Origin of the sequence: Mobiluncus curtisii ATCC 43063, from assembly GCF_000196535.1 — a bacterium.
Classification (GTDB): domain Bacteria; phylum Actinomycetota; class Actinomycetes; order Actinomycetales; family Actinomycetaceae; genus Mobiluncus; species Mobiluncus curtisii.
In genome coordinates, this window is record NC_014246.1 from 1,988,144 (window position 1) to 2,004,602 (window position 16,459).

The 16,459-nt window shown below is 49.5% G+C and carries 13 protein-coding genes; 5 read left to right on the forward strand and 8 right to left on the reverse strand.

Translation table 11 applies throughout. The features are described from left to right. The first annotated feature begins 20 nt into the window (after positions 1 to 20). The 3 genes from glgX to HMPREF0573_RS08650 all read left to right on the forward strand — a co-directional run bounded on the left by glgX (position 21) and on the right by HMPREF0573_RS08650 (position 4,170). Positions 21 to 2,165: a glycogen debranching protein GlgX gene (gene glgX / locus HMPREF0573_RS08640; RefSeq protein WP_004010624.1), complete on the forward strand. Its 2,145-nt coding sequence runs from the start codon at positions 21 to 23 to the stop codon at positions 2,163 to 2,165. 86 nt (positions 2,166 to 2,251) lie between these two features. Beyond that, entirely contained in the window at positions 2,252 to 2,827 is a 576-nt protein-coding gene (locus tag HMPREF0573_RS08645) for a DUF3000 domain-containing protein (protein WP_004010623.1), read from the forward strand. Positions 2,828 to 2,931: 104 nt separating this feature from the next. Next, entirely contained in the window at positions 2,932 to 4,170 is a 1,239-nt protein-coding gene (locus HMPREF0573_RS08650; RefSeq protein ID WP_236589597.1) for an HRDC domain-containing protein, read from the forward strand. Here HMPREF0573_RS08650 and dxs read toward each other — a convergent pair. From dxs to HMPREF0573_RS08665, 3 genes are all read right to left on the reverse strand, one after another. Further along, a complete protein-coding gene (dxs, locus tag HMPREF0573_RS08655; protein ID WP_414018032.1) occupies positions 4,154 to 6,121 on the reverse strand; it encodes a 1-deoxy-D-xylulose-5-phosphate synthase in 1,968 nt (655 codons plus the stop codon). The two genes, HMPREF0573_RS08650 and dxs, sit on opposite strands and share 17 nt — an antisense overlap. Positions 6,122 to 6,302: 181 nt before the next feature. After that, entirely contained in the window at positions 6,303 to 8,987 is a 2,685-nt protein-coding gene (acnA, locus tag HMPREF0573_RS08660; protein ID WP_041798075.1) for an aconitate hydratase AcnA, read from the reverse strand. 574 nt (positions 8,988 to 9,561) lie between these two features. Continuing rightward, the gene (locus HMPREF0573_RS08665) at positions 9,562 to 10,131 is read right to left on the reverse strand and encodes a GNAT family N-acetyltransferase (protein ID WP_013189593.1); all 570 of its coding nucleotides are present in this window, start codon (positions 10,129 to 10,131) and stop codon (positions 9,562 to 9,564) included. 76 nt (positions 10,132 to 10,207) lie between these two features. Between HMPREF0573_RS08665 and istA the strand changes: the two genes are divergently transcribed. Both istA and istB read left to right on the forward strand, forming a co-directional pair. Then, positions 10,208 to 11,410: an IS21 family transposase gene (gene istA, locus HMPREF0573_RS08670; protein WP_081458848.1), complete on the forward strand. Its 1,203-nt coding sequence runs from the start codon at positions 10,208 to 10,210 to the stop codon at positions 11,408 to 11,410. Between the two features lie 3 nt (positions 11,411 to 11,413). Next, on the forward strand, positions 11,414 to 12,166 hold the full coding sequence (istB, locus tag HMPREF0573_RS08675; RefSeq protein WP_013189595.1) for an IS21-like element helper ATPase IstB: 753 nt from the start codon (positions 11,414 to 11,416) through the stop codon (positions 12,164 to 12,166). A gap of 282 nt (positions 12,167 to 12,448) precedes the next feature. Here the strand turns inward: istB and HMPREF0573_RS08680 are convergent, their stop codons facing one another. The 5 genes from HMPREF0573_RS08680 to HMPREF0573_RS08700 all read right to left on the reverse strand — a co-directional run bounded on the left by HMPREF0573_RS08680 (position 12,449) and on the right by HMPREF0573_RS08700 (position 16,432). Next, on the reverse strand, positions 12,449 to 12,652 hold the full coding sequence (locus HMPREF0573_RS08680) for a hypothetical protein (RefSeq protein WP_004006728.1): 204 nt from the start codon (positions 12,650 to 12,652) through the stop codon (positions 12,449 to 12,451). A 299-nt stretch (positions 12,653 to 12,951) separates the two neighbouring features. Next, on the reverse strand, positions 12,952 to 13,314 hold the full coding sequence (locus HMPREF0573_RS09995; protein ID WP_013189596.1) for a DUF7010 family protein: 363 nt from the start codon (positions 13,312 to 13,314) through the stop codon (positions 12,952 to 12,954). Between the two features lie 86 nt (positions 13,315 to 13,400). Further along, positions 13,401 to 13,739, reverse strand: a complete 339-nt coding sequence (locus tag HMPREF0573_RS10150; RefSeq protein WP_338041981.1) for a CD1845 family protein — start codon at positions 13,737 to 13,739, stop codon at positions 13,401 to 13,403. A gap of 135 nt (positions 13,740 to 13,874) precedes the next feature. Beyond that, positions 13,875 to 14,420: a cytidine deaminase family protein gene (locus tag HMPREF0573_RS08695; protein WP_004006724.1), complete on the reverse strand. Its 546-nt coding sequence runs from the start codon at positions 14,418 to 14,420 to the stop codon at positions 13,875 to 13,877. 569 nt (positions 14,421 to 14,989) lie between these two features. Beyond that, the gene (locus HMPREF0573_RS08700) at positions 14,990 to 16,432 is read right to left on the reverse strand and encodes an ATP-binding protein (RefSeq protein ID WP_013189598.1); all 1,443 of its coding nucleotides are present in this window, start codon (positions 16,430 to 16,432) and stop codon (positions 14,990 to 14,992) included. Positions 16,433 to 16,459 lie beyond the last annotated feature (27 nt).

Consider the following 16,459-nt stretch of genomic DNA (forward strand, 5'->3'; position numbering starts at 1 on the left):
GAGTATGAGATATTTAAGTTATGGAAATGTGGCCAGGAAAACCTTATCCGCTGGGGGCAACTTATTACGGGAGCGGAACAAATTTTGCAGTTTATTCAGCTAACGCTGAAAGAGTGGAACTCTGTTTGGTAGACGAATACGGACGAGAAACCGAACGTTTCACTTTGGATGAAGTTGATGGTCACGTGTGGCACGGCTACATCCCCAATCTCCGCCCTGGGCAACACTACGGATATCGCGTCTACGGTCCTTATAACCCTGCTAACGGGCAACGCTTCAATCCGAGCAAATTGTTGCTGGATCCTTATGCCAAAGCCATCGCCGGAGACTTAGACGGCGACATGTCGATTTTCGCTTATCCTGCCGGAGAACCGGACGGTTATTCGGAGGCGGACTCAGCCGCGCACACGATGCATTCCGTCGTCATCAACCCCTTCTTTGATTGGGGCAATGACCGTCATCCCTGTTTGGATTACCCAGACCTGGTCATTTATGAAACTCATGTCAAGGGTATGACCATGTTGAATCCTGCCATTCCCGAACCTCTGCGGGGCACTTACGCGGGGATGGGGCATCCGAACACCGTTGCCTATCTGAAACATTTAGGTGTGAACGCGGTGGAACTCATGCCCGTGCACCAATTCGTTACCGATCCTTCCCTAGAGGCAAAAGGCTTGAAAAACTATTGGGGTTACAACACTATCGGTTACTTTGCTCCACATAACGCCTATTGTTCAAATCGTCAAGGCGACCGCCAGGTCGAAGAATTTAAGCAAATGGTCAAAGACCTGCATTCGGCAGGCATCGAAGTCATCCTCGATGTCGTCTATAACCACACTGCCGAAGGCAACCAGCTGGGACCGACTCTGTCTTTCCGTGGCTTGGACAACGAAGTGTACTACCGCCTGGTTGAAGGCGACCGGGCACACTACTTCGACACGACTGGAACCGGCAACTCCCTGCTGATGCGCTCCCCCGCAGTGCTGCAGCTGATTATGGATTCCCTGCGGTACTGGATTACCGAAATGCACGTCGATGGGTTCCGGTTTGACCTCGCATCGACCCTAGCGCGGGAACTCAGCTCGGTCGACAAACTTTCGGCGTTCTTTGACATCATCCACCAAGACCCGATTATTTCCCAGGTTAAGCTTATTGCCGAGCCTTGGGATGTCGGTGAAGGCGGCTACAACGTGGGCGGATTCCCGATTCTGTGGTCGGAATGGAACGGCAAATATCGTGACACGGTGCGAGATTACTGGCGTGGCGAGCCGGCAAAGCTGGGCGAGTTCGCGTCTCGGTTCAGCGGTTCGGCAGATCTCTATGCCCACACGGGGCGCCTGCCGGTGGCCTCCATCAACTTTGTGACTGCGCATGACGGATTTACCCTGCTGGACTTGGTTTCCTATAACGAAAAACACAACGAAGCCAACGGCGAAGGCGGGGTTGACGGCGATAATAACAACAAATCGTGGAATTACGGGGAGGAAGGTCCCAGCAGCGACGAGTCAATCAATGAGCTGCGCCGGCGCCAACGCTTCAACTTTCTCACCACCCTGCTGCTATCCCAAGGGGTTCCCATGATTTCTCACGGAGACGAGTTAGGGCGTACCCAGGGCGGCAACAACAACGGGTATTGCCAGGATAACGAAATCACCTGGATCCATTGGGATGAGGATGCGCGCGACCAAAAAATGTTTGACTTTACCCGCACCCTGATTCACCTGCGCAACGAGCATCCGGTGTTTCGCCGTCGCCGGTTCCTAGCTGGAGATGCGGCACGTGGCGGAGAATCAGACCGCGGCGACATCGAGTGGTTCAGTGTGAACGGTGAGCATATGACCGATGAAGAGTGGACCACAGCTTACGCCAAAGCCCTGACGATTTCTCTGAACGGCGCGTCTATTGACGAGCCGGGCAAGCGTGGCGAGCGCGTGCAGGATGATGATTTTATCCTGATGTTCAATGCCTCTGAAAAGGACTTGGAGTTCACCATGCCGCGATGGACCCACGATTTGCAGTGGTATCGGGTGATTGACACGACCTCGCCAGAGCCTATTGAGACAGATTTCGTGCGGGCAGAACTGTTGGGTTCTCCTGAGACCATTACGGTGCGTTCACGTTCCATTATGGTTTTAGCGTCACCTATGGCTGAGCGCACACTCTAGGTCGGGTGTCTCTCGGTCAGAAGGTATTTCGGGTCTGTAGGGCGTGGTACGGTCGGTTTTCCGGTTCTCTCGCTTACGCTGAGAGAGTGAGCAAGGCGAGTTCAGCGGCGCAGGCGCAGGTACCCCCGGCGTGGAAGCTCGCTCTCTTGTCACTGCGACAGGCGTCGGTGCCGCCCCGCGTTTCCATTCACGAGGTTCCTGCCCCGACAAAGATTGCCCCTTACGCGGTGGCAATAAGCGCGGAAACCGCACTGCATGTGGAGGCGGAAGCTCCCGCTACCGGTAGGTTTGTGTGTCTCTACGATCCGCAGACCCAAGAAGGTTGGGGCGGCGAGTTTCGGGTAATTGCTTTGGTGGCGACCGATACGGAGCTAGCTTTAGGGGAAGACCCCCTGGCGGGAGAAGTCGCTTGGTCGTGGCTGCGGGAATGTTTGGCGAGTCGCGACGCTGATTACGGACACTTGGTGGGCACTGCCACCACCACCATCAACCGTTCTTTTGAGGGCTTCGCACTGCGTGCCACCTCTGCCACTCTGGAGATTCGCGCTTCTTGGACTCCAGGCAGCCCCGATTTGAGCGCCCATTTCCTGGCGTGGTTGGATACAATGCTGCAGGCAACCGGGCTCTCCCCCGAGGAAAACGTCACGCAACTGCGCCGTTAAGACCTTCCCCGCTGCTCTTATGCACTAAATAGAATTCTCGGAAATACTCACACGGTGCGCCTAGACGGGCGTAAACGCGACAGGTTATATAACATAGAACCGTTATGTCGAGCACCACCTCAATGTCACAAGCCAGTACCCCGCGACTGGTTACCCGTACTCGTGAGCCTTTGGCTCCGATTGTGAATACTTCCGCAGCCCTGGCGCGAGTCTGTGAACTTATCGCCGATGCCACGGGTCCGGTGGCTCTCGATACCGAACGAGCCGGTTCTTTTCGCTATTCACAAGGCGCTTACCTGGTGCAACTGCGCCGCGAAGGGGCGGGGACGTTCCTCATCGACCCTATAGCCTTTCCCGATTTGGAGCCGTTGAGCCGGGCTATTGGCAAGGCGGAGTGGATTTTGCACGACGCCACTCAAGACTTGCCGTATCTGTTGGAACTGGGGATGCGTCCACAGTTGCTGTTCGACACCGAGCTGGCGGCGAAGCTGCTGAATTTTCAGGGATTTGGTTTGGCAGCGGTCCTGGAACAGGTACTGGGTATCAGCTTGGCAAAGGAACATTCCGCCGCGGATTGGTCCACCCGTCCCCTGCCCTCCGATTGGCAAACCTATGCGGCACTGGACGTAGATTACCTCATTGACCTGCGCAATCATTTGTGGTTACAGCTGCAAGACGCAGACAAAGACGATTGGGCAGAGCAAGAATTCGACTTTCTGCTGGACTTTCAGCCACCCGCTCCTAAACCTGATCCGTGGCGCCACGTCCCCGGTTCTGGAAAGGTTCACGCCCCACGCAATCTCGCCGCCTTGCGGGAACTGTGGTATTCCCGTGATGACCTGGCACAGCAAGAAGATTTGGCGCCGACCAAAGTGTTGACGAACGCTGCCATGATTGCCCTCGCGGTAGGGCTGCCAAAAGGGAAACGTTACATGGCGGCTTTGGAGGATTTTCGCCATGACCGGATCGGACGAAAACGAGCTGACCGTTGGTTTGCAGCTTTGCGAAGGTCCTACCAATTGTCCCCTCAAGAGCTCCCCCCACGGCGCGCCCCACGCATTCCCGGTGACGTTCCAGATTCGCGCTCTTTCACACATAATCATCCGCAAGAAGCCGACCGGTGGCGGCGTTTGCGTGAATCCGTGGCAGGCGTGGCAGCCCAGCTAGACGTCAACCACGAAGCCATGTTGGAACCGAAAACTATCCGCCGGCTGGCTTGGATGCTGCCTGATGACGCCACAAAGTCCCAAGTCCTCGAGGTGCTGCAGGCCAGCCAGGCACGACCCTGGCAAATTGAAAATACTTTGGATTCGCTGGTGCAAGCCCTCAAATCCGAGAATTAATAGAATCGACTAGCGCCTGCGGGGTTAGACCCAGTTCTTTTCGGATTTCATCGCGGGTGGCGTGATGCAGAAATTGTCTCGGAATCCCGTAGGACAGCACCGGAGTAAAGATGTCCAATGCCGCTGCAGCATTGCGCAGTTGAGAACCAAAGCCACCTTCTACCAGACCATCCTCTAGAGTTACGACCCAGTCGTAGGCGCCTGCTGCCGCCACTAAATCTGCGGGCACGGGAATCAGCCATCGCGGATCGACTACGCGTACTGCCAAATCGTTGGAGGCATCGAGCTGTTTGGCGACTTCCACCCCCAAGTGGGCAAATGCTCCGGTTGCCACAATCAGAATGTTCTGGGGGCGACTTGAGCTGTCATTCGGCTCACGAGTTTGGGTAGTGGGGCCCACGAACTCTGCAGATTCCCACAGCACGTCACAGCCATGAGCTCGTTTCCAAGCAGGTAAAGGTTCAGGCAGCGAACCTTTCGGATAGCGCACGATGGTGGGACCGTCCTCAACCTGGAGAGCCTCCCGGAGTTCTTCACGCAAGGTCACAGCATCACGCGGGGCAGCCAGACGCAGACCGGGCACGGTTCCCGCCAGAGCCAAGTCCCACATGCCGTTGTGGCTGGCACCGTCGTTTCCCGTTATACCGGAACGGTCCTCCACAATTGTCACCCCTGCCCGATGCAGAGCTATATCCATCAGCAACTGGTCATAGCCCCGATTTAAAAACGTGGAATACAACGCAACAACTGGATGCATCCCGCCGTAAGCCAGACCAGCAGCGGTGGCGAGGGCGTCTGCTTCGGCAATGCCCACGTCGAAAACTCGGTTCGGAAACTCTCGTTGCATTGGGCACAGCCCCACCGGGCGGAGCATGGCGGCGGTCAAAGCGACAATTTTTTCGTTCTCACGTGCCAACTTACAGATTTCGTCGGCAAAAACCTGTGTCCATTCAAATCGCTTCGGTTCGATGGGCAATCCTGTCTCCGGGTGAATCCGTCCAATTGCGTGGAAGTGGTCAGAGTCGTTTTCTTCCGCCGGGGTGTAGCCACGCCCTTTTTGCGTGATGACATGCACCAATACGGGCTTATTGGCGGCTTTTGCCCTGGTAAAGCTAAATTCTAGGGCGGCAATATCGTGTCCATCAATCGGACCGGTATAGGTAATCCCCAGCTCGTCAAACAAGACCCCCTCAGCGGAGGCAACCATGTCACGCAACCCGGCTTTCGCGGCGTGCAGCCCGGAATACACCAGGTTCCCTACGGGTCCGCCACCTTTCAGAGTTCGTTTACCCCATTTCAGAGCCTTGTCATACTGGGGGGTAACTCGCAGCGCATCGAGGTGATGTGCCAGTCCGCCGATAGTCGGAGCGTAGGAACGCCCGTTGTCGTTCAAAACAATAATCAGCCGACCTTCGTTTTGTTCGGCAATGTTGTTCAGGGCTTCCCAAGCCATGCCGCCGGTCATCGCCCCATCACCGATGACCGACACGACCCAGCCTTGATTTCCGGTCAGACGGTTTGCCTTGGTAATCCCGTCCGCCCAGGACAGCGCGGCTGAGGCGTGAGAGTTTTCCAGCACGTCAGTTTCGGATTCTGCCCGGGAAGGATAACCTGATAGCCCTCCGCGTTGACGCAGTCGAGAAAAATCTTGCCGCCCTGTCAGAAGCTTGTGAACGTAAGTTTGGTGTCCCGTGTCAAAAACGAAAGTGTCTCGAGTGACATCGAACACGCGGTGCAAGGCTATGGTCAGCTCGACTACGCCCAAATTCGGTCCCAGGTGTCCCCCCGTTTTGGCGACTGATTCCACCAGGAATTGACGAATTTCCCCAGATAAACGATTGAGTTCCTGGTGGTTTAGGTGCCGCAAATCGCGTGGCGAAGAAATCGTCGGCAACAGGAGCAGGGACACCAAGTCGGCATTTTGCGCACGTACGGGTTCAAGTTGGGACATAAAATCGTGAAACTCCTCAAAAAGATGCTGCTTCATTCTATCCGGTTTCTGTGTTTCCTTTCATACCTTTCCAGTGTGGAACGGTGGCACGGCAACGTTTTTGCTATGAATTTGTCAAAATAACTCCCCGAACCGACCAAAAGGCAATTCGGGGAGCTGTTGACGATTGTGCCGCGGCGACTTAGGCCTTTACTAAGTTACGCAGCACGTAACGCAAAATGCCGTCGTTGCGGTAATAGTCAGCTTCTCCGGGGGTGTCGATACGCACCACCGCGTCGAACTGAACTTTGGAACCATCTGCCTTAGTGGCACAGACTTTCACCGTCTCTGGAGTTTTTCCTTCGTTCAGGACAGTTACACCGCTGATATCGAAGGTTTCCGTCCCGTCCAGCCCCAGCGAGTCCGCAGATTCTCCTTCCGGGAACTGCAGCGGCAGAATTCCCATCCCAATCAGGTTGGAGCGGTGGATACGCTCGAAGGACTGCGCGATAACGGCTTTCACGCCCAGCAGGCGCGTGCCTTTTGCAGCCCAGTCACGGCTGGACCCCGTACCGTATTCCTTGCCCCCCAACACGACCAGTGGAATTCCTTCAGCCTGGTAGTGCATCGAGGCGTCATACACATAAGCCTGGGGACCGCCATCCTTAGTAAAGTCGCGGGTGAAACCGCCCTCCACCCCGTCCAGCAGCTGGTTCTTAATGCGGATGTTCGCGAACGTGCCGCGCATCATGACTTCATGGTTGCCACGACGCGAACCGTAGCTGTTGAAGTCCTTGGGCTGCACCCCATTGCTGGTCAAGTACTGACCAGCGGGAGTTTCGGGCTTAAAGGCGCCAGCCGGAGAGATGTGGTCAGTCGTGACGGAATCGCCCAGTTTCAGCAAAACCCGAGCCCCGTGGATGTCCCGAACCGGTTCGGGCTCCATCTTCATTCCGTCAAAGAAAGGCGCCTTGCGCACATAGGTCGAGGCATCGTCCCAGGTAAAGCGGCTGCCTTCCGGAGTCGGCAAGGACTGCCAGCGTTCGTCACCAGCAAACACGTTTGCGTAATCTTTCGTGTACATATCACGGTTGATGGTTTCGTCGATAGTCCGTTGCACCTCAGTGGGGTCGGGCCAAATGTCACGCAAGAACACGTCGTTGCCATGCTGATCCTGACCCAGGGGCTCCGTCGCAAAATCGAAGTCCATGGTGCCAGCCAGGGCGTATGCCACAACCAGCGGCGGAGAAGCCAGGTAGTTCATCTTTACGTCAGGAGAGATACGTCCCTCGAAGTTACGGTTACCTGATAGCACCGCTGTAACTGCCAAATCATTGTCGTTGATGACCTTCGAGATTTCGGGAGAAAGAGGACCAGAGTTACCAATGCAGGTCGCACAGCCGTAACCTACCAAGTTAAATCCCAGCTCATCCAATGGTTTCCACAGACCTGACTGATCAAAGTAGTCCGTGACGACTTGGGAACCGGGAGCCACCGAAGTTTTAACCCAGGGCTTCGACTTCAGTCCTTTGGCACGAGCGTTGCGAGCCAGCAGACCGGCAGCCATCATCACCGAGGGGTTGGAGGTGTTCGTGCAAGATGTAATGGAGGCTATGACAACGCGACCATGATCCAGGTCGGTCTTGGTGCCGTCAGCGGTGGTTAGTTCTACGCGTTTATGCGCTTCGGGAGCATACGTGGGCACCAGGGTCTGCTCGAAAGTTCGTTTGGCATCGCTCAACTTAATGCGGTCTTGCGGACGCTTCGGACCGGCAATGGAAGGCACCACGGTGGACAAATCGAGTTCCAGGTACTCCGAATACTTCGGCTCGAAGCTAGGATCGTGCCACAGACCCTGTTCCTTAGCGTAAGCCTCCACCAGAGCGCAGCGTTCTTCGTCACGTCCGGTCAAGCGCAGGTAATCCACGGTGACCTGGTCGATGGGGAAGATGGCTGCCGTCGAGCCGAATTCGGGAGACATATTGCCGATGGTGGCGCGGTTAGCCAGCGGCACCTGCGTGACACCCTCGCCATAGAACTCCACAAACTTGCCGACCACGCCGTGCTCGCGCAGCATCTGGGTGATGGTCAGCACCACGTCCGTAGCGGTAGCGGAGGCTGGGATGGAGCCACTGAGCTTAAAGCCGACCACGCGCGGAATCAGCATGGACACCGGTTGCCCGAGCATAGCGGCTTCGGCTTCAATACCGCCGACTCCCCAGCCCAGCACACCCAACCCGTTGACCATGGTGGTGTGGGAATCAGTACCGACACAGGTGTCAGGATAAGCCTGTACCGTGCCATCGGGCAGTTCTTTGGTGAACACGGAACGCGCCAAGTACTCGATGTTGACCTGGTGAATGATGCCGGTCCCCGGAGGCACTACGCGGAAGTTGTTAAAGGCACCCTGTCCCCAGCGCAAGAACTTGTAACGTTCCGAGTTACGTTCGTATTCCTTGTCCGTGTTGAGTTTCAGCGCGTCAACGCGCCCGAAGTAGTCAATCTGGACCGAATGGTCGATGACCATTTCCGCCGGAGCTAACGGGTTGATTTTCTTGGGATCTCCGCCCAGCTCTTTCACGGCTTCGCGCATGGTTGCCAAATCAACTACGCAGGGCACGCCGGTAAAGTCTTGCATCACCACGCGAGCCGGGGTGAACTGAATTTCCGTACTGGGCTGCGCGTCAGGATTCCATGCTGCCAAAGCCTTAATTTGGTCTGCCGTAATGTTGGCTCCGTCTTCGTTACGCAGCAGGTTTTCACCCAAAATGCGCAGGGCGTAAGGAAGTTGTTTTAAGCCTTCCACGGCATCGAGAGAGAAAATCTCGTAGGATTTATCTCCCACCTGCAATGTCTTGCGAGCATTTAAGCTGTTCAAACTGGCCATTAATAACCTCCTCTGAGGTGGCGCCAACGCCACAAAATTTATCTCGACATCAAGATATATTTTATTTGGCAAATTCACAACACGCACAATTCTGGTTGGCATACATTTTTTGAATACTGCCAGACATCAAATGTCGAATCCCCTGCTATCTGGTGTTATGCCCGGCACATACAGCTTCTGGGGCAATCATCGACCAACTTCACAAGGGTGGGGCGAGACGTTTTCACGTTCCTGAAGTGCGCCCAATACGCAAAACTCTTGTTGCGCAAATGTTCTGGGTCCGGGTTCGAGACTCTAAAAACCAGCTCAAAGAAAGCCCTGAAGGGGTACCAGTCAAAGAACTCAGGGCCAAAACCGCAAATATTATCCTTCGTAGAGAACCTGAAATAAAACCTGAAGCCGACAAATTATTCAGCAGCTTTCGTATCACTGTCGCCGATGCCATTAATATTTTCCCGCGCACCTATCATTATGGAAGACGGGTTTCCTCTACACGATTGCATAACATAAGGCGGATTGAAGCGTACTGGGGCACTATAATCGTGAAACTCAGGTATTAACCGTTTCCCGTCATTTAAGATTCTTTTTGTTCAAAATATTCAGAGTTAAAATAATAGACGTTCCCATCACCCGCATAATCATCTAATCCAGGATAATGTTTCAGACCGAGTGACATCGCGGTACGAATGGAAGGTAGATTTGTATTCAAGGTCAAGGCAACAACTATACGAGATTGCGGCGAAGGACATTCCGCCTCGCCAGCCCTATCTGACCCATCAGATTGAAGCACAGTATCAATAATCGTTCTGGCGGCTTCCTTAACATATCCGCGGCGCATTTTTTCTGGAGTAATCCGGTAATAGAGATTCAAATAGCGCTGCTCTTGAATAAAGACGTGTTTAAGCCCACAGACACCCACGTAACCACTATCGCTTTTATCGATAATGACATAATACCCAAAACCGTACTTCTCATGGTGTTCAATCCACGTCTTCAATTCTTGTTGAAAAGTCTCACGGTCACGCACTGGTCCGGCTGGGTTATAGCGATTAGTAGCTGGATCCGAATGGATTTGAAATAAGGGTTCTAAATCAGATAGTTCAGGTTTCCGCAGTACCATGCGGGGTGTTTCGATAAGCTGCATACATTTATGTTAGTGGCATCTGAAATTTGAGCAGTTTTGGCATTTGAAAATTGAGCACTTCTGTCAGATTAGGAGTGTGATTTCGTTGCATGATTGGGAAGTTATTCGGTCTTTGGCGCGGTCGGGTGTTCCGAAAGCGCAGATTGCTAGGGATTTGGGGTTGGCGCGTAACACGGTGGCGCGTGCTGTTGGGGCGGATTCGCTGCCGCGTTATCAACGTTCTGGGAGGGGTTCGTGTTTTGATGCTTACGAGGCCAGGGTCCGCTCGTTGCTTCAGGAAACACCGCGTATGCCGGCAACGGTTATCGCGGAACGGATTGGCTGGCCGCGGTCTGGGAGGTTGTTACGTTATCATGTTGCTTTGATACGTCCTGAGTTCTTACCTATTGATCCGGCAGACCGGCTGGAATGGGATATCGGGGACGCTGTCCAGTGTGATTTGTGGTTTCCTCCGTACAAAGTGCCGTTGGATGACGGGCGGGAATGTCTAGTTCCGGTTTTTGTGATGGCTTGCGCGTATTCACGTTACACGGTATGCGTGGTGATTCCTACACGTACAACTGCTGACCTGTTACAGGGTATGTGGGAAGGGGTGCAGCGTTTTGGTGGTGTACCACGCCGGTTCATTTGGGATAACGAGTCTGGTATCGGGCGTGGTAATCATCTCGCTGCAGGGGTTAGCGGGTTCATGGGAGTACTTGGAGCCACGCTCAAACAGCTCCCTCCCAGAGACCCGGAATCCAAAGGGACTATCGAGCGGTTTAATAGGTACGCAGAAACATCATTCATGCCAGGACGGCATTTTCTTTCCCCGCAGGATTTACAGGCTCAGCTCGATGATTGGATGGTGAAAGCTAACGGTCGTACGCATGCCACGTTACATGCTATACCTGCTGAAATGTATCAGGAGGAACTGACTCATTTCGCGTCGTTACCACCCGTGAAACCACAGTGTGGCTGGTTCAAAGAAGTCCGGCTGGGACGGGATTATTATGTTTCCCTGGACGGGAACCATTATTCCGTGAGTCCGGAATGCATAGCCGCTCTCGTCCAGGTCAGGGCTGACCTGAACACTGTTAGCGTTACCTGCAAAGGAAGCCTGGTTGCTAAACACCGGCGAGCGTGGGGCTCTGGGATAACCATCAAAGACCCAGCCCATGTGGCTAAAGCCCGCCAGTTAAGGGAGAAACTCCGGCTGATTGAACACAATCCCAAGCCTGTCCTCACTGCGCAGACAACGTTAGAAGAATACGACCGGGTTTTCAAGATAGGAGCATAACCAATGACCCAGGTAACTAAAGACATCATTTTTTACACTCACGCATTGAAAACACCTCGCATAGCCAAGACCTTCCAACACATGATAGACATGGCTAAAGACCAGGGCTGGTCCATGGAAGAATTCCTCGCGGTCGTACTCGAGACCGAGGTCTCAGCACGTCAAGCCGTAGGAATCCAGAACAAGCTACAACGAGCCCATTTCCCGTACCGCAAAACCATGGAAGAGTTCGATTTTGACTACCAGCCCCAAATCAGGAACGAGATACTCCCCAATGCTTCAGGAGCCTACATCGCTAAAGCGGAAAACATTATCCTCCTAGGCCCGCCCGGGACCGGGAAAACCCATCTCGCTGTAAGCCGGGGAATGAAAGTGATAGAACAAAACACTAACGTTTTGTTCAACACCGCTCAAGGCTGGATAGAAACCCTGCAAACCGCGCACAACCACGCACAGCTAGCCCAAGCATTAAAACGGTTGAAAAAATACCCCCTTCTCATCATTGACGAGTTCGGGTACCTCCCAATCGATGCGGACGCCGCGAACCTGTTCTTCCAACTCATCTCAGACCGCTACGAACAAGGCTCGCTAATAATCACTTCCAACCTACCATTCAGCCAATGGGGAGAAATCCTAGGCTCCACAACCATAGCCACAGCAATAATCGACCGCGTAGTCCACCACGCCCAAGTCCTGCAAACCAGCGGAAAATCCTACCGACTACGCAACCACGACCAACCAAACCCAGTAAAATAAAACTGCTCAAAATTCAACAGCCAAAAACGCACCATTTTCAACTGCCACCGACAATTTACCTAACCTGAGCCGATAGCAAGCATAAACTCTCCACATGGATTGAGAGAACCCAAGTATAGCTACACTTTTTTGAGTGCACACTATTGATAGTGGGTGCACTTTTTAACGATAGGAAAAGCTATCGTTAAAAGGTTTAAGATTGGCTTGATAACTTGGTTTTTGAGCATAAAAACAGCCTAGAGAGGGTTCCCCCTAGGTTGGATTGTGTAACGTTTCAGACGCTTACAGCCTTTTGACTTTTATGATGCTCTTTCTTACCAGCTTCTCGTCATATTCACTAAGCTCGTGTCGCTCGCTTTTCAGAAAATCTTCCATTTCTCTGATTCGTCTTTTAGCATCTTCTTGACCTGCTTTTTCTATAAGAAGCTGCTGTTTCTTACCTTTCAGTTCATCAATCTCGTTGACAGTTTTCGTATATAGTTTCATTACGTGTTGGATACAATGAAACCTTAGCTTTGAACTCTGAAACTTTAGCCTTGAATTCTGAAACCTTTTTAGGCATCAAAAAAGACGGTATTACTACCGCCTTAATTATTTACACATAACGTATTTAGATTTAGATTTTTATTTCATAGAAACTTGATCCTTGCTAAGCTCTACAAACTGGGATTTGTTGTAGTTATCTCCCATTTTCTTTAATTCCATATGTAATACACAAGCAAATACTATCTTAATAATACATGCCACAACAGCAACCGTTGTACCGTTTAATGCACATCCTAAAATCAAGGAATCATCGGAATGGAAATTGCAGCAACTGTATATCCCTTTGATTGATACAACCATGAATAGGGAAATAAATGTGCTCCAAACACAATAGCGTATACCATAATCATCTTTTCCGGAACCGCACTAAACACCCACATAACGATTAATAAATAAATCATTTGATTTAAGGTGAAAATGAAGCCAAATTGTCCAAGTGGATTTTGTTTTGAAAAGATATCCACCTTTATAAGGTTACCAATGAGCCAAGCCAGCGGTAATAATGGGCATGAACAGCAAAATACCAATAAATTTTTCATATCCATATTGATATCTAAAACTGACACAAGTACTATCAGAAGCCATATAATCACCGATGCCATGATAAATGGCAATCCTTTTTTCTGCTAAATTGCAATTTCTTTTCTTAATTCATCCACCATTTTCTCCTCCAGAAATTCAAATTTGTCTACACCGACTTAATCTTATAATTTATCAATTCAATAAACTCTATCACAGTCGCTCCTATCATCGGAAGCCCATAGGGACTAAATAGGAAACCGATAACAAAGCCAGATATACCTATTCCAACTTCTCCTTGAATAAAAGAAGCTAACGCCCCAAATATGCAGAACATCATAACGATCAACATTGAACACTCTGAAAATAGCGTCTGTCTTATGCTGAGGTAACACGGACATGATACGGCTATTCGTACCAAAGAGTAAGACTGCCGCAAGTGTGATACCTTCCTTGTTCGTTTCCGGATTCTCAAGTATGAGTCCGCAGCTTCTGAGCATTTCCTCATCCGTCATGTCAACCCACAGATGGTGCTCAGTATTCACTCTCGCCATTCTCCTTGCTCGATCCATAAGATCATGACGAAGGCTTGAAACCGGGATGGCAGTGCGGGAGACTTAATCTGTCTATACAAGCGGGACGGTCATTTTGCTTTTGCTTCAGCATATCTATCTTTGCCCCACCAATTTGGCATGAGCTCCTTCAATGTGACAGTCTTCCGCTGTTCAAAGTCCTCCATAATCTCCATTTTTTCATTTTCTTCATTCAATTGATAAAAGAATTCTCTACACGCTCCACAAGGCATACCGCTTCCCGCTCCATAAGGTGCCTTGTCGCGGAATGCGATCAGGCGCTTCACCTTCGTCTGTCCACTATTCACATACATATTAAGAGCGGCCACGCGTTCTGCGCACAAATTAAGAACACCACTGCAGCTCTCAATGCAGAAACCCCTGAAAATTTCTCCGTTTTCAGCTTCTATTGCACATACAACATGATGTGCGTAAATGAATGGAGAAACTTCCTCCGGATGAAATTGTGCCTTCACCTTTTCATACATTGTATCCCAAATATCCATATATTCCTTTTCTCCTAAAATACCTGAATTTATCGCATAGACCTTCCTATTTGCATATACTACAGTTTCATCATGTCTTTCCTGCCGAAAACTATTATCCGAATTAGACATCTATCTCACAGCCACAACTACCCCAACATCTAACTCGACAACTCAACATAGTGACATCTATTAAGGCAACTCAACTCTCACACTTTTTGACCTGATCTGCCCGTGGATAAGTTCCGAGAAGCGTTCGTCCTGCCCAACGCCAAATTTGCCCGATTGCCCAAAAACCGCCGGATACTTAATCTTTCACGACTATTTCCCTTCGACTCTTGACATCAACACAACGCTCTCAACGTGCTCACCATTGTCCAAACCTATATTCTCAACTCTTCTGCGTTCTTCTCAACTCTTCTGCGTTCTTCTCAACTCTTCTGCGTTCTTCTCAACTCTTCTGCGTTCTTCTCAACTCTTCTGCGTTCTTCTCAACTCTTCTGCGTTCTTCTCAACTCTTCTGCGTTCTTCTCAACTCTTCTGCGTTCTTCTCAACTCTTCTGCGTTCTTCTCAACTCTTCTGCGTTCTTCTCAACTCTTCTGCGTTCTTCTCAACTCTTCTGCGTTCTTCTCAACTCTTCTGCGTTCTTCTCAACTCTTCTGCGTTCTTCTCAACTCTTCTGCGTTCTTCTCAACTCTTCTTAGAATTTTAGAGTATAGTATTGTGTACGATCGTTTTGAGAAGTACCATGCCACTCTAATAAATCTTTATCAGCAAGATTTTTAAGTAACTTCCTACAAAATGTTGAACCTTTTTCAATAAGTTCTGTCGCCATTTTTGTAGTTATTTTTTCCCCACTGTTATACATAAAATGTATAATAGTTTTTTCATCTTGACTTAGTTTATCAAACACCTCCTCAGAAATTTTGCCTTTAATTTTATCTATTGTTCTAATACTTCTATTTAAAATATTGTTTTCTAAAACTAATAAAACACTATTGTTAGGTTCTGCATATTTAGGCTCCTTTAGAAACAGCTTTTCCATTTCAGAATATATTCTCTTAACGCCTTCATTCATTTCTTTTACCCATCCAAATTCACATAGAGTTCTTGCAATTCTTGGATTCCTTGAATATCTTTGATTTAGAATATTTTCTATGGTTACAATATTAGGTAGTAGCCCGGGACTAAGTATTTCTAGCCTATCGTCAAATATTAACACCTTAATATGCTCCCCTCGGATTGCATAATTTCGGTGAGTCAAAGCATTGACTATTCCCTCAAACCATGCAAATTCTGGATATTCTGGCATTATTTTAAATTTTCCATCTTTATCTAAATATTGAAAATCTCTTAGTTGCGTATTAATAAATACTCTTGCTTCTCTAATAATGTTAGGTATCGCTTTATCAAATGTTTTTTCCTTAATGATATTTATTTCTGTACCAACCCTTTGATACATTCCACTATATTTAATAACTCTTAGTCTTGCCTGTGGTAAAAATTTAGAAGGGTTTTTCCCAAATAGCAAAAGCCCCGCATTAGTCAGTTTTCCATTAATCATTAAATTTCTAGCTTTCAACACTTCTTCGCTAGAAAGTTCATCTATGTTCAAAATTCTCTTATAATCATCTATTAGTTCATCATCTATATCATCTATACTTGATAATTGAACAACTTCATCCTCAAAATACCTTTGTCCTTTATCATACTGTAATTGAAGAATCTGCTCAAAATTTAATTCTATAGATCTATCATTTTGTCGAAGGAAAACTTTTCCATTATAAGATTTTATAACTCTATCTGTAGAAACATCTACAGATATGACCAATATCTTATCATCAATACCTTTATTATTTTTTACATCTAAAATATTAAATTGGGGATTTATTGGAGTTTCTTTTAATTCAGTTATAAATATATTTCTATACTCATCAATCGAATGAGCACCTTCATAATTAAAGCCCGTAATCGTCCCATCGTCTTCAATCCCTATAACTAATTGCCCACCCTCTGCATTGGAAAATGCAACCAAATGCTTTAAAATGTCTAAAGGTTTAATTTTAGCGCTTTTTCTGTCAAAAAATTGATTCTCTTTTTCAGAACAGTAAAAGGATAATTTATTCAATACATTAGTATTCATTATTTTTTCCTCAACTTAAACATATAT